The sequence below is a fragment of the Mesobacillus jeotgali genome, from assembly GCF_002874535.1.
Classification (GTDB): domain Bacteria; phylum Bacillota; class Bacilli; order Bacillales; family Cytobacillaceae; genus Mesobacillus; species Mesobacillus jeotgali.
In genome coordinates this window covers 1,104,164-1,117,340 of the sequence record NZ_CP025025.1, presented here as the reverse complement: position 1 = coordinate 1,117,340, position 13,177 = coordinate 1,104,164, and the positions used below count along the sequence as shown (strand labels likewise).

The following is a 13,177-nucleotide window of genomic DNA, read 5'->3' as shown; positions in this document are numbered from 1 at the left end:
GGGTGATGACCATGCCAAACACAACTAAAGTAACTCATTCAATTGAAATTAAAGAATTACTCCAGTTTGCCGACCGGACGATCCATGTGCCAAAAGGTTCATATCTGTTCCAGGAAGGCATGGAGGCTGAGGAACTTTACTTGATCCTGGGCGGCAAGGTCCAAATCAGCAAAGTCACCCAGGATGGCCGCGAGCTTGCCTTAAGAATCTGCGGAGAGAACGATATTTGCGGAGAATTGACACTTTTTACTGATGCACCTAAGTACCTCTTAAGTGCGCTTATCCTGGAAGATGCGAAAATCGCAGCAATCAGAAAAGATGTAATTGAAAAGGAGATATTCCACAATCCGAAACTTGCATTTGAATTCATGAAGTGGATGAGCGATCATTTCCGCAAAACACAGACTAAATTCCGCGACTTAGTACTTAACGGAAAAAAAGGGGCACTATTCTCCACCTTGATCCGAATGACTAACAGCTATGGAGTCCAGAAAGATACCGGCATTCTGATTGACCTGCCGCTGACAAACCAGGAGCTGGCCAATTTCTGCGGAACATCCCGCGAAAGCACGAATCGCATCCTGAATGAACTGAAGCGAGAGGGAATCATTTCTGTTAAAAAAGGGAAAATCCTTGTCCATGATGTGGATTATTTGCGCCAGGAAATCGGCTGCGAGAACTGCCCGGCTGTTTTTTGTTCAATAGATTAATGAAAAAAAGCGAGTGAATGCCCTTATGGCTTCACTCGCTTTTTCAATCGTACCCGGAGGAGAGCTTCATCAGCTCTCCTGCTTTTGTTTTCTCAACGCTTTAGGAATGTATACGCAGAATGGCTCGCTCTCCAGGTAATCACCAGTCATGGCATATGCTCTTGAACGTGAACCCCCGCATACATGCCTGAACTCGCATACTCCACATTTCCCCTTGTACTCGTCAGGATTCCTCAAAGACTTGAAGACAGGAGAATCCCTGTAAATTTCAGCAAGCGGCTGTTCCCTTACGTTCCCTGCTTTTACAGGCAGCAGTCCGCTTGGATAGACATCTCCAACGTGGGATATAAACACAAAACCATTGCCATCGTTGACTCCTTTTGGCGCACGTCCAAGGCCGTCGATGGATCCAGTTAATCCTTCCTTCGTCAGCGCGGTCAAATAATCTATTTCTTCTGTATGATCCTTTGCTTCGCGCATTTTTTGCTGGATGACAACCCGTCGATAATGCTGCGCCGCAGTCGTTTTAATGTCGAACTTAACCCTCTTGCTTAAATCATATAGCCAGGTGAAGACTTTTTCATGCTCCACAGGTGAGATCATGTCCTTTTCCTGGCCGCGTCCTGTCGGAACAAGGAAGAACACACTCCAAAGAACACAATCCAAATCTTCCACCATCTTGGCCATTTCATCTAAATACTCAATATTATAGCGGGAGATAACAGTATTGATTTGAATCGGGATTTCCAGCTCATGCAAATACTTGATTCTTTCCATTGTCAGATCAAAAGAGCCGGCTGTTCCCCTGAAGTGATCGTGGACGTCAGCTGTAGGACCGTCGATGCTGAACGCCCAGCGGGATAGTCCAACCGACTTCGCCTTTTCAATAGCTTCCTTCGTCACATTAGGTGTCGCACTTGGTGTCATCGAAACACGCACGCCTTTTTTTACGGCATACTCGGCAATATCAAAAACATCCTCCCTCATCAACGGGTCCCCACCCGTGAACACAAGCATCGGATTATTCATTTCATATATTTGGTCAATCAGTGATTTACCTTCTTCAAAGGACAATTCACGCGGATCTCTTCTATATTGTGCCTCCGCACGACAGTGCAGGCATTTTAATTGGCAGGCTCTGGTTAATTCCCAAATCACAATGAATGGGTCTTTGTTAAAATCTCTATCAAACATCATTTGCGCCTCCTTAAGTACTTCTCTATAACAGAAGTATATAAGTGTTTACAACATGATTAAGTGAACTAACTCACATAAACAGACCCGTAATCGCCTTTTGTATGACAATTTTGTGACCTGTAAACATTTGCTCACTCTCAAGAAAAAAACGAAGCGCATCGTTCAGGCTCACAACGAAATTTTTTTAAAAGAAAAAAGCAGCAAGATGGTTTCCTGCTGCTTCTAGATAATAACTTAGTCCAATGACTTAGTCCCTTACGCCTAAAGCGATTTTCGCATAACGGGACATCATGTCCTTAGACCATGGTGGGTTAAATACGATATTAACTTCGGTATCTTTTACTTCTGGAAGGTCGGCAAGAGCCAATTTAACCTGCTCAACGATCGTACCTGCAAGCGGGCAGCCCATGGAAGTCAATGTCATTGTCACTGTCGCAAGTCCTTCATCGTTCAAATCCACATCATATACAAGCCCTAAATTAACGATATCGACGCCAAGTTCAGGGTCAACGACCATCTCAAGCGCACCCATAATGCTATCTTTTAATTCTTCATCCATCGGTGAACACTCCTTTTTTATTGCTGTAACCTATTACTATCATAACAATGATTTGTACCCATTAAAAGCAGAAAGCCATTAGATATGCTTTTCAAACCAACTTGCAGTTGCCTCAACACCCGCATTTGACACATTGTGTCCAGCATTTTCATCTGTGATGAATTCAAACATACCATCTAGTCTCTTATAGTTTTTCCTGTTTTGCTCGTAAAAATCATACGCAGATTGATATGGTACGACCGCATCTAATTTCCCATGCCAGAATAACAGCGGACGATTGTTCAATTTTTCAGGCTGCAGGCTGAGGTCGTACTGTTTTAACTGATTTAGCAAGCTTGATATTTGTTCCTGGGATAACCCTATCTGAACATTCCTTTTTTCCATTTCGTTCAGCTGCCATAGCGCGAACTGCTCAAATGAAGGATTCCCCATCAGGCTGACACCTGCTTTTATCCATTCATACTTTGCCAGTGCTCCAAGTGTCGTAATGCCGCCCATCGATGTACCGGCAACGCCGATTCTTGCTGGGTCCACCAGGCCTTCCTCAACCAGCTCCTGCTTGATCGTCGAAAGCTCCTCAATAGACGTGATGACGATTTCCCAAAAGCGGAAGCTAAGCTCAGCTTCTGACAATCCTTCACTGCGAGTTCCGTGATATTTCGCCTCTGGCATGATGACCCTAAAGCCTTTTTCGGCAAAAAGGTAAGCATAATGCATATTACGTTCTTTTGTACTCGTGAACCCATGGAGAAAAACAATCAAAGGCATTCTATCTGAAAATTGCTTTTGTTTTACAATATGGAGAACGGGAATATGTTCTAAGCGTTTCTTCTCGACCAAAATCAATGATTAACCCTCCTGAAGAAAGCGGATATTAAATTTACCGCACTTTTAAGTATCTAAAATGATTTTTTTACAATTTATATGTAAAATGGTTACCATAGTGGTTATAAGACCCATTAACCATCATTCAATATGTATTGTAGAACTCTTACGAAAAAAGAGCCAATCATACGCATATCATTTAAAAACTAGTGTTAAGAAGGAGTATTTATGGCTGAAAAACATTTAATTGCTTTAGATCTTGATGGAACTTTACTTACAGATGATAAAACGATCTCAGAAAAGAACAAACACGTGATTAAAAAGGCACGGGAAGCAGGCCATGTTGTCATGATCGCGACAGGAAGACCATTCCGTTCGAGCGAGATGTACTACCATGAGCTTGCACTTGATACGCCAATCGTCAACTTCAACGGTGCGTTTATCCATCACCCGCTTGATAATAGCTGGGGAGTACACCATTCTCCGCTATCAATCGATGTGGCAAAGGATATAGTAGAAGCACTTGATGATTTCAAATTCTACAATATCATTGCCGAAGTAATCGACGATGTATATGTACATTATCATGATGAAAAATTGATGGACATTTTTAATATGGGAAATCCTAATATCACGACCGGTGATTTGAGAAGATATTTGAAGACATCTCCAACTAGTATGTTGATTCACGCTGATGAAGAGCATGTCCGTAAAATCCGTAACCATCTGTCAGAAGTCCATGCCGAAGTGATCGACCATAGAAGTTGGGCTGCTCCTTTCCATGTCGTCGAAATCGTTAAAAACGGTTTGAACAAAGCAGTTGGCTTAAAGAAAGCGTCAGATTACTTCCAAATCCCTGCTGATCGCATCATTGCTTTCGGGGATGAGGATAATGATTTGGAAATGCTCGAATACGCTGGGCGAGGAATCGCGATGGGCAATGCCGTCGACGAAGTGAAAAACATCGCCAACGACATGACATTGACAAACGAAGAAGATGGCATTGGCGTTTATTTGAACGACTTGCTTAATTTGAAGGCATTATAATCCCAAACACCTTCTGGAAGATGTCCGATAGGAAAGCTCTATCGGACATTTTTTTCATTATTACTGTTGCGTTTGTCCGTTAGAAGTGCTCTATCGGACATTTTTTTCATGATTACTGATGTGTTTGTCCGTTAGAAGAGCTCTATCGGACATTTTTCTGTTGATTCCCGCTGTGTTTGTCCGTTAGACAGGCTCTATTGGACACTTCCCTCTTGATTCACCCTCTGTTTGTCCGTTAGACAGGCTCTATCGGACACTTCCCTGCTGATTCACGCTGTGTTTGTCCGTTAGACAGGCTCTATTGGACACTTCCCTCCTGATTCCCGCTCTGTTTGTCCGTTAGACAGGCTCAATTGGACATTTCCCTTGTACCCGTTGTGTTTTGTCCGTGAGACGTGCCTGATCTATCGCTGCACAATTTGTCAGATAAATGTTAAACATTGCTTGTACCTATTCCAATATGAACTTGACACAGAACCGTTTGATTTTATGTCAAAAGAGCATACTATAATCGAAGCGGCGTTATAGCCTGTTTCAAATTCGCTCGTAGATGGAGGGGTAAAACGATGGGTAAAAGCAATAAATCCAAGCGTTTTGTACAGCAAGGGGTAGATACTGTCTCCAAGCATGATGAACGAATCCCTTACCACACCACTTATGCCGAGGCTGAAGCACAAAAGATGGCAAATGTCAGAGAGTCCTCTTTAGGGGGAATTTAAATGGGAAACAGGCTTTTTCAGGAAGCTAGGAAGGCTGTCCAGTTAGCTCAGTCTGCGGAGCCTGCGGAACAGTCTGCAGCCATCAACACAGCTAAAAATGCTCTGTCATCAGCCTATGCCAATACGACAATGGCTGAAAAAGAGCAGCTTCGGTCATTTCAGGACGAGCTGAATTCAATTGAAAGCAAGTAAAAGTGAAAGCTGGCGGAGATCCCGCCAGCTTTCACTTTGCTAATTATGATTATTGAACCTTTCAAGCAACACTGGATAGGTATGGATGATTTCGCCATCCTTGCCGCGTTCGTATAGATTAAGAATGACTGACCCATTTTGCGGAAGCTTGCTTTCTGGTATTGATATTTCCAGCGAGAACGGCTTCCATTTTGGATATTTTGCTCCTGGAGCAACTTCTGTTTCAGGGATCAACTGATTATGTCCATCCTCAACAGTATAAAAGAACTTACCATTGATTGGCCGGGCTTCACCCTTTATTATATAATTGCCTTTGTTCCCCTCTGAAACTACGCCATTAAAAACAGGGTTTTCCCCAGGGATATACATTGTCTTTGTATCAGTCAGCGGCTTTTTGTCCCCGACAGGTTTTCCATTGATGCTTGTTGCTTTCAACTGTGCAGTGACTGTGTATTCACCTTCCGGGACTCTTTTTCCTGCCGTCGAGTAATCCCAGCTCTCCATCCATTTCATTTTCCCCTGTGGTTTCAAGGTCAAGGTTTCAAAGGCCTGGGTAAATGATTTTCCTTCAGAATACTGATACACCTTTTTCTTATTGGCATCAAAGACGGTAATTTCGTATTTCTGGGATGTTGGGAATTCAAATGAAAGCTCTGTATTCCCCTGGTTTTGCAGGACGATTTCAAACTCAGCTTTATCAGGACCAGCCAAGGGGTCAATGTAAAAACTGTATTCCAGATTTGCTGGTGTCTGTTTTTCTTCTCCAATCGCCAGGACAGGTGCCACGGCCATCAACAACAAAATGATCAACAAAGTGACCTTCCTCATTTACCAAACCTCCACTTCAGTGATTACTCCCTTCGGAAAAAACCAAAGATCCCAGCTGTCTCAACAATATTAGTGAACGCATGTGGATCGACTTCCTTGATAATGTGTTCCAGGTCATACAATTCATACCTTGTCACGACAATGATAAGCATTTCTTTCTGTTCTCCTGAAAAAGCTCCCTTGGCAGGCAGCAGTGTGATACCGCGAACAAGTTTGTCATGGATGGCCTGCTTTAATTCATCTGACTTCTTCGTAACGATCATCGCCGTCAGTTTCTCATGGCGTGTATGGATGGCATCAATTAACCGTGTGGACACATACAAAGCGACAAGAGTATATAGAGCGTTTTCCCATCCAAATACAAAGCCAGCTGTCATTATAATGATTCCATTCAAGGTAAAGAAATATGTACCAACCGGACGATCATTCATTCGTGACAGGACCATTGCAATAATATCCATTCCTCCTGTGGAAGCCCCCCATTTTAAGGTAAGTCCAACACCTAACGCTGCAATGACTCCCCCAAAAACGGCATTGAGCAGAATATCACTCGATACTTCTTTTACCGGAATGATTTCTAGAAAGAATGATGAAAGCAGAACGGAGATAAAACTATAAAGTGTAAATGATTTCCCTACTTTCATCCAGCCAAGGATTGTTACCGGTATATTCAATAGCAGTAGAAGAATCCCGGTAGAAATATTAAATGGCGCAAATTCTCCAAGTATGCTCGAAACGAGCTGTGCGATCCCGGTAAAGCCGCTTGCGTAAACATTTGCCGGTATTAAAAAGAAGTTCAGCGACATAGCATTCAAGAATGCCCCTATCACCACGATGATGATTTTTTTTGTTTCCAACCAGACCATGTAAATCCCCCTTATTCTTTTCTATTCTTCCTGTACCCCTATTTTGCCGAAAATCACTATAATTAATTGTCTTTTTCTCATATTCCCTATAAACTATTAACATATAAAGGTTGAAAGCAGGTGAAAGTTATGTCAGTAAAAATCATGGCTGACAGTGCATGTGATTTGCCATTGAGTTTTTATGAAGAAAATGATGCAATACTATTTCCGTTGAAGGTCCATATTAATGGCAATGAATATGAGGACCTACGAACAATACAGCCAAAAGAAGTGTACGATCAAATCCGCGCTGGCAACCTTCCAAAGACCTCACAGGCTTCTCCTGCTGGTTTTAAAGAAGTTTTCACGGAATTGGCCGAGAATAAGCAAGATGGAATATACATAGCTTTCTCTTCACAGCTGTCAGGAACATATCAGACAGCCGTCATGATTGCCGAGCAGGTTAAGGAGGAATACCCTGACTTCAACTTGTCGATCATCGATACAAAATGTGCATCCCTTGGATATGGACTGGTTGTTATGGAAGCAGCACGGATGGCGAGGGAGAACTTTTCAAAAGAAAAAATCGTTGAAGCTGTCCAATTTCACAGCCAGCATATGGAGCATTTATTCACAGTAGATGACCTTGACCATCTTGCCAAAGGTGGACGCGTTTCAAAAGCTTCAGCATTCGTAGGCGGCCTGTTGAATATTAAGCCGCTGCTTAATGTTGAGGATGGGAAACTGGTTCCGCTTGAAAAAATCCGCGGAAAGAAAAAACTTCTCCGCAGGATTTTGGAAGTAATGAAGGAACGAGGCGTGGAATTTGAAAATCAGATCATTGGCATCAGCCAGGCAGATGATCTTGAAACAGCGACTGAGATGAAGAATATGATAATGGAAGAACTTCATGCAAAGGATGTTTACATAACTTCCATCGGTGCTGCTGTCGGTTCCCATACAGGACCAGGTACGATAGCAATTTTCTTTTTAAACAAACTGCCATCATAATTTACATACTCCTTTCAGGTTTTAGGGAAAATAAAATGTACCTAACCTGAAAGGAGTTTTTTAAATGCCACATACATCTGATAACGATAAAAAAGCAAAGGACAACAATGCCCTTCGCCATGAAAAAAATATGATGCGCGAAAAGAACCGCAAAGCAGGCAAGAACCAATACTCCAAAAAAACTGACCATGTATAAGAAAAGCGCAAGCGCCTTGATTAGCCCCGACAAGCGCTGGAGGGCCTGAAAGTGAAGTCGTTCTTTGACTTCATTGGCAGGACCGAAGCGCCTCGAGGAGTTAGGAGCCGCAGCTAGACAAGCGTCTCGAGCTGCTCAAAGCTGACGCTTATCGCAAGATACTCGAGGATGCACTTTCGGGGAGGAAAACTGGCTAGGCGCTGGAGCTAGACACTAATCTTAATGCAAAAGTTTATACTTTCTTAGGTATAAAAAAATAGAGCCGCCCGGCTCTATTTTTCTTTTTTATATGTCCAGTTGTCTTCCTGATAGATCTTTCCTTCCTTCATAAGCCTTCCCATTGCCCGCTTGAAGGATCCTTTGCTCATGCCAAAACGCTCCTGAATGTCCTCAGCCATGCTCTTGTCATGGTAAGGCATTGCACCATTACGCAGCTCCAAATATTCCATGATCTTCTCAGCGTCTTCATCCAATGCTTCCTGCTTACGCGGCAAAAGCGAGATATTAACAGAACCATCCGGTTTTACATCAATGATCCTTCCCTCTACCTTCTGGCCTATCCTCGGCTCAGTCCGGCGCTGCGATTCGTGGATGAATCCCTTAAAGCCTTCAGCAGTGATCATCCAGCTGCCAACCCTTGCTGTCCGGTATATATATCCATGGACATTCTTGTTAAAATCACTTCTTGTAGCCTTGACGGAAATTTCCTGAATGACAGGGTCAGTTGCCATTCGCGCATAAATCATATTGTTGCGATTTACTCGAAGCGTGATATAAAGCAAGTCCCCTTCTTGAGGCCAAACTGATTTTACAACCGGCAAGTCTTCCTCACCTAGCAAAACATCCTTACTGATACCGATATCAAGGAATATGCCGATACCTTCCTTAACATCAACGACAGGCACCCACTCATAGTGGCCTACCTGAACTTTCGGTATGGTCGTTGTCGCTGCAAGTCTTCCTCTGGATTCAACAAATAGAAAAACCTCTACCTTGTCTCCCTCTTCAAATGTCCTGTCTGTATCATTGGAGTGGAGCAGCACATCCTCTTCTCCGTCCGTTAAAAAGTAGCCGAAATCAACAATTCTAGCTACGGTCAGCTCCAAAGTCTGACCTGTATATTCGTTCAAGGACATAAAATCCCTCCTGCCATGTTATTAACATCTTACCCAAAGAGCTAAAGCTCTAAATTACGTAAAGTTGTTTGAACTGCTATATTTTACTATAATGTAAGCAAAAGCGAAAGCGCCTTTCACAGCACCTTGTCTTCTGGCGCAGCAAAATTTCTCTAAATCCGGAGGTAGCCATGTCTAAAGAGAGCTCATTTGATATTGTATCCAAAGTTGAAATGTCTGAAGTCACAAATGCAATCAGCATCGCAATGAAAGAGATCCAGAACCGTTACGATTTTAAGGGCAGCAAAAGTGATATTTCACTTGATAAAGAAGAACTTGTCCTAATTTCCGATGATGAATTTAAGCTTGACCAGTTGAAGGATGTTCTATTCAGCAAGATGATCAAACGCGGCATTCCAATAAAGAACCTGGACTACGGGAAAGTTGAACGAGCTTCAGGTGGAACGGTTCGACAAAAAGCCAAGCTCGTACAGGGAATCGACAAAGAGAACGCAAAGAAGATTAATACACTTATAAAGAACAGCGGCCTGAAGGTCAAGAGCCAGGTCCAGGATGACCAGGTACGCGTCACAGGCAAGAACCGTGATGATCTTCAAAAAATCATTGCTGCTGTAAAAGAAGCAGATCTTACAGTAGATGTGCAATTTGTGAATTATCGTTAAAAAAAGAGCTAAAACTAATAATGATGTAAAAGCGGACTATGGGAGCATTGTCCGCTTTTTGCTTTATGCAAATTATTAGAAAATGAATTAATTTTTCCTGGACCCTTTGGAAAAATTCATGAAGGGTTCACAAACCGCCTACGGTATTATCCTATTTACACATTAAAATGAATGTATTGGCCTTGGATGTGACATTAGTCTGTTAGGGATACTTTATTTGGCAAAACATTCACAAATCCTTCACAAAGTACTATTGGATTCCCCCTATTTTCACGTTAATATACCAGTAGGGGTATAAAACACATAAATTTTTCAACCGAAAGGATGACAATACAATGGGTAAAAAAATCGTAATCGTTGGCGGCGTAGCAGGTGGAGCAACTACTGCAACTAAATTGAGAAGACTGGATGAACAGGCAGAGATCGTTCTTTTTGAAAGAGGAGAATTCATTTCTTTCGCAAACTGCGGACTGCCTTACCATATCAGCGGTGTTATCGAGGATCGTAAAAAGTTACTTCTTCAAACTGTTGAAGGCATGAATGCACGATACAACTTGGATATCCGCAATTTCTCTGAGGTGACTGCAATCAACCGTGAAGAGAAAACTGTTTCTATAAAACATGTCCAAACTGGTGAAGAATACACAGAAAGCTATGACGTACTAGTGTTATCACCAGGAGCGAAGCCAATCGTTCCTCCTATTGAAGGCTTGAAGAGCGCAAATGTATTTACGCTTAGAAATATTCCGGATATGGATAAAATCAAAGCATACCTTGAAGACAACAAACCAAAGAATGCTGTCGTAATCGGCGGAGGCTTCATTGGCCTTGAAATGGCTGAAAACCTTGTCCACGCTGGAGTCAATGTTACCCTAGTTGAAAAACTGCCACAGGTAATGGGTCCAGTCGACCCGGAAATGGCAGCAATCGTTGAGGATGAGCTAAGAATGAATGGCGTTGAGCTAATCCTGGGAGATGGAATCACTGACGTTCAGGAAAATGGCACAAAAGTTGTTCTTGAAAGCGGCAAGGTCCTTGATTCAGAATTGATTATCCTGTCAATCGGTGTCCGCCCAGAAAACAAGCTTGCAGCTGACTCTGGCCTTGAGCTTGGAGAACGCGGCGGTATCAAGGTAAATGAATACCTTCAGACATCTGATGAAGCCATTTATGCAATGGGTGACGCCATCGAGGTTATTGACTATATCAATGGTCAGCCTACCATGATTCCGCTAGCATGGCCTGCAAACCGCCAGGCTCACATTGTCGGACATCATATCAATGGCCGTAACATCGCATATCCAGGTACATTAGGCACTTCAATCGTTAAAGTTTTCGAATTGACTGCTGCAACGACTGGTAACAGTGAAAAGCTATTGCGCAGACTGGGCATTCCATATGAAGTAGTTCATATTCACCCACTTTCTCACGCTGGTTACTATCCTGGGGCAGAGCAAATTTCACTTAAAGTCATTTTCGACAGAGAGACTGGCAAAATCTTCGGTGCACAGGCAATCGGTAAAGACGGAGTTGACAAACGCATTGACGTCATCGCAACTGCTATCAAGGGCGGATTGAGCGTCTATGACCTTCAGGAGCTTGAGCTAGCATATGCACCACCATTCTCTTCTGCAAAAGATCCAGTGAACATGGCTGGTTATGTAGCTTCCAATATTGTTGACGGTACAATCGAAACTGTCCAGCACTATGAAGTTGACGAATTGCTCAAGGACGGCGCGTTCATGATTGACGTCCGTACTGAGAAAGAACATGCAGATGGCAAAATTGAAGGCTCAAAAAACATTCCGCTTGATGACTTGCGCAATCGTCTTGACGAGCTTCCAAAAGATGAAACCATTTTGATCACTTGCCAGGTTGGTTTGAGAGGTTATCTGGCTTCCCGTATCCTTCAACAAAATGGATTCAAGGTCAAGAATCTTACTGGCGGCTACAAGACATATTCAATCTTTAAAAATAAACTTCACTAATGAAATTGAAGCGGCTCCTTTCAAGGGGCTGCTTTTTTTTGTTTGCGTAGATTTCTGCTTTTCGCTCTTATTGTTTGGGGTATCTAGGTGTCACCTGCTTTTACCCTTTTTCGCTTCTCAACACTTTTGGGGCAATGCAGAGCTTCTGCTTTTACCCTTTTTCGCTTCTCAACACTTTTTGGGGCAATGCAGAGCTTCTGCTTTTACCCTTTTTCGCTTCCTACCAATTTTTCGGGTAATGCAGGTGTGCTGCTTTACCGTTTTCAGCGCTCCGGTCAATGCACTCCCATGATTAAATGAAGGAATTTCCATGTTTTTAATCTGGATTTTAAAGGAATTTAATAAAAGGTGATTTATAAAAAAGGAGTGAGTTCTTCTATGTCTAATGAAAATAAAAAACAGGGCTTCCCGCCGCAGCACCAGGACCATCAACCTGGCACCGAGCCGGAAATGAATCCTGAGCCCAAGTCAGTCGATGAAAATTATAAAGGATCTGGGAAATTAACTGGTAAAGTTGCACTGATTACAGGAGGAGACAGCGGCATCGGCAAATCGGTTGCCATCTATTATGCGAAAGAAGGCGCAGATGTAGCGATAGTCTATCTTGAGGAAAGCAATGATGCGCAAACGACAAAAGAGCTCGTTGAAGCTGAGGGCAGTAAATGCTTGCTCCTTGCTGGTGATATCGGCAGTGAGCATTTCTGTGAGGAAGTGAAGAAGAAAACTCTTGATGAGTTCGGGAAAATTGATATTCTGGTCAATAACGCAGCTGAGCAGCATCCGCAAAAAAGCCTGCTCGATATCTCTGCGGACCAGCTGGAGAAGACGTTCCGCACGAATGTATTCTCAATCTTTCATCTGACAAAGGCGGTTCTGCCTCATTTAAAAAAAGGCGGCACGATCATCAATACCTCTTCCATAACAGCCTATAAAGGTCATGAAAAGCTGCTCGACTACTCTTCTACAAAGGGAGCCATTGTATCATTTACACGTTCTCTTGCCATGTCCCTTGCGTCAGATGGGATTCGTGTCAATAGCGTAGCTCCTGGCCCTATCTGGACTCCGCTCATTCCTTCCACCTTTACGGCTGAGGAAGTCGCGAAGTTCGGAACGAATGCTCCAATGGGACGAGCCGGACAGCCTTATGAATTGGCACCAGCATACGTCTATCTTGCCAGTGACGACTCTACTTATGTAAACGGACAGACAATACACGTAAATGGTGGCACTATCGTAAATGGCTAAATGAAAAGAACTGCACC

Annotated in this window: 15 protein-coding genes; 9 read left to right on the top strand and 6 right to left on the bottom strand. The window is 43.0% G+C overall.

Annotated features, from left to right (window positions below; translation table 11 throughout):
• Positions 1-11 precede the first annotated feature (11 nt).
• A complete protein-coding gene (locus CD004_RS05430) occupies positions 12-710 on the top strand; it encodes a Crp/Fnr family transcriptional regulator (protein ID WP_102265001.1) in 699 nt (232 codons plus the stop codon).
• A 69-nt stretch (positions 711-779) separates the two neighbouring features.
• On the opposite strand, the gene CD004_RS05425 is transcribed toward CD004_RS05430, so the two are convergent.
• The 3 genes from CD004_RS05425 to yjfP form a co-directional block, all read right to left on the bottom strand.
• Positions 780-1,907, bottom strand: coding sequence for a TIGR04053 family radical SAM/SPASM domain-containing protein (locus CD004_RS05425; RefSeq protein WP_102261830.1), 1,128 nt, complete (start codon positions 1,905-1,907; stop codon positions 780-782).
• A 247-nt stretch (positions 1,908-2,154) separates the two neighbouring features.
• Positions 2,155-2,466 carry a metal-sulfur cluster assembly factor gene (locus tag CD004_RS05420; RefSeq protein ID WP_102261829.1) on the bottom strand — a complete coding sequence of 104 codons (312 nt, stop codon included), beginning with the start codon at positions 2,464-2,466 and terminating at the stop codon, positions 2,155-2,157.
• 78 nt (positions 2,467-2,544) lie between these two features.
• On the bottom strand, positions 2,545-3,312 hold the full coding sequence (gene yjfP / locus CD004_RS05415) for an esterase (RefSeq protein WP_102261828.1): 768 nt from the start codon (positions 3,310-3,312) through the stop codon (positions 2,545-2,547).
• A gap of 207 nt (positions 3,313-3,519) precedes the next feature.
• Between yjfP and CD004_RS05410 the strand changes: the two genes are divergently transcribed.
• The 3 genes from CD004_RS05410 to CD004_RS05405 all read left to right on the top strand — a co-directional run bounded on the left by CD004_RS05410 (position 3,520) and on the right by CD004_RS05405 (position 5,249).
• Positions 3,520-4,338: a Cof-type HAD-IIB family hydrolase gene (locus CD004_RS05410; RefSeq protein WP_102261827.1), complete on the top strand. Its 819-nt coding sequence runs from the start codon at positions 3,520-3,522 to the stop codon at positions 4,336-4,338.
• Between the two features lie 566 nt (positions 4,339-4,904).
• The gene (locus CD004_RS24005) at positions 4,905-5,057 is read left to right on the top strand and encodes a hypothetical protein (protein WP_167832158.1); all 153 of its coding nucleotides are present in this window, start codon (positions 4,905-4,907) and stop codon (positions 5,055-5,057) included.
• Positions 5,058-5,249, top strand: coding sequence for a DUF3813 domain-containing protein (locus CD004_RS05405; protein WP_041967316.1), 192 nt, complete (start codon positions 5,058-5,060; stop codon positions 5,247-5,249).
• 39 nt (positions 5,250-5,288) lie between these two features.
• Here CD004_RS05405 and CD004_RS05400 read toward each other — a convergent pair whose 3' ends face one another.
• Together CD004_RS05400 and CD004_RS05395 are read right to left on the bottom strand one after the other, a co-directional pair.
• Positions 5,289-6,077 carry a BsuPI-related putative proteinase inhibitor gene (locus CD004_RS05400; protein WP_102261826.1) on the bottom strand — a complete coding sequence of 263 codons (789 nt, stop codon included), beginning with the start codon at positions 6,075-6,077 and terminating at the stop codon, positions 5,289-5,291.
• A gap of 23 nt (positions 6,078-6,100) precedes the next feature.
• Positions 6,101-6,943 carry a YitT family protein gene (locus tag CD004_RS05395; protein WP_102261825.1) on the bottom strand — a complete coding sequence of 281 codons (843 nt, stop codon included), beginning with the start codon at positions 6,941-6,943 and terminating at the stop codon, positions 6,101-6,103.
• Positions 6,944-7,072: 129 nt separating this feature from the next.
• Here CD004_RS05395 and CD004_RS05390 point away from each other — a divergent pair, with 129 nt between their 5' ends.
• The gene (locus tag CD004_RS05390; RefSeq protein ID WP_102261824.1) at positions 7,073-7,933 is read left to right on the top strand and encodes a DegV family protein; all 861 of its coding nucleotides are present in this window, start codon (positions 7,073-7,075) and stop codon (positions 7,931-7,933) included.
• Positions 7,934-7,997: 64 nt separating this feature from the next.
• Complete coding sequence (locus tag CD004_RS05385) at positions 7,998-8,129, top strand: DUF3941 domain-containing protein (protein ID WP_102261823.1); 132 nt, start codon at positions 7,998-8,000, stop codon at positions 8,127-8,129.
• A gap of 272 nt (positions 8,130-8,401) precedes the next feature.
• Here the strand turns inward: CD004_RS05385 and CD004_RS05380 are convergent, their stop codons facing one another.
• Positions 8,402-9,265: a CvfB family protein gene (locus tag CD004_RS05380; RefSeq protein ID WP_102261822.1), complete on the bottom strand. Its 864-nt coding sequence runs from the start codon at positions 9,263-9,265 to the stop codon at positions 8,402-8,404.
• A 170-nt stretch (positions 9,266-9,435) separates the two neighbouring features.
• Here CD004_RS05380 and CD004_RS05375 point away from each other — a divergent pair, with 170 nt between their 5' ends.
• From CD004_RS05375 to CD004_RS05365, 3 genes are all read left to right on the top strand, one after another.
• Positions 9,436-9,927 carry a YajQ family cyclic di-GMP-binding protein gene (locus tag CD004_RS05375; protein WP_023615327.1) on the top strand — a complete coding sequence of 164 codons (492 nt, stop codon included), beginning with the start codon at positions 9,436-9,438 and terminating at the stop codon, positions 9,925-9,927.
• 335 nt (positions 9,928-10,262) lie between these two features.
• Positions 10,263-11,915: a CoA-disulfide reductase gene (locus tag CD004_RS05370; protein WP_102261821.1), complete on the top strand. Its 1,653-nt coding sequence runs from the start codon at positions 10,263-10,265 to the stop codon at positions 11,913-11,915.
• A gap of 378 nt (positions 11,916-12,293) precedes the next feature.
• Entirely contained in the window at positions 12,294-13,160 is an 867-nt protein-coding gene (locus CD004_RS05365) for an SDR family oxidoreductase (RefSeq protein ID WP_102261820.1), read from the top strand.
• Positions 13,161-13,177: the final 17 nt, after the last annotated feature.

Bases quoted from the DNA above. Each gene is read 5' to 3' on its own strand.
- CD004_RS05430 (WP_102265001.1), top strand. From the start codon at position 12: ATGCCAAACACAACTAAAGTAACTCATTCAATTGAAATTAAAGAATTA.
- CD004_RS05425 (WP_102261830.1), bottom strand. From the start codon at position 1,907: ATGATGTTTGATAGAGATTTTAACAAAGACCCATTCATTGTGATTTGG.
- CD004_RS05420 (WP_102261829.1), bottom strand. From the start codon at position 2,466: ATGGATGAAGAATTAAAAGATAGCATTATGGGTGCGCTTGAGATGGTC.
- CD004_RS05410 (WP_102261827.1), top strand. From the start codon at position 3,520: ATGGCTGAAAAACATTTAATTGCTTTAGATCTTGATGGAACTTTACTT.
- CD004_RS24005 (WP_167832158.1), top strand. From the start codon at position 4,905: ATGGGTAAAAGCAATAAATCCAAGCGTTTTGTACAGCAAGGGGTAGAT.
- CD004_RS05405 (WP_041967316.1), top strand. From the start codon at position 5,058: ATGGGAAACAGGCTTTTTCAGGAAGCTAGGAAGGCTGTCCAGTTAGCT.
- CD004_RS05400 (WP_102261826.1), bottom strand. From the start codon at position 6,077: ATGAGGAAGGTCACTTTGTTGATCATTTTGTTGTTGATGGCCGTGGCA.
- CD004_RS05395 (WP_102261825.1), bottom strand. From the start codon at position 6,943: ATGGTCTGGTTGGAAACAAAAAAAATCATCATCGTGGTGATAGGGGCA.
- CD004_RS05390 (WP_102261824.1), top strand. From the start codon at position 7,073: ATGTCAGTAAAAATCATGGCTGACAGTGCATGTGATTTGCCATTGAGT.
- CD004_RS05385 (WP_102261823.1), top strand. From the start codon at position 7,998: ATGCCACATACATCTGATAACGATAAAAAAGCAAAGGACAACAATGCC.
- CD004_RS05380 (WP_102261822.1), bottom strand. From the start codon at position 9,265: ATGTCCTTGAACGAATATACAGGTCAGACTTTGGAGCTGACCGTAGCT.
- CD004_RS05375 (WP_023615327.1), top strand. From the start codon at position 9,436: ATGTCTAAAGAGAGCTCATTTGATATTGTATCCAAAGTTGAAATGTCT.
- CD004_RS05370 (WP_102261821.1), top strand. From the start codon at position 10,263: ATGGGTAAAAAAATCGTAATCGTTGGCGGCGTAGCAGGTGGAGCAACT.
- CD004_RS05365 (WP_102261820.1), top strand. From the start codon at position 12,294: ATGTCTAATGAAAATAAAAAACAGGGCTTCCCGCCGCAGCACCAGGAC.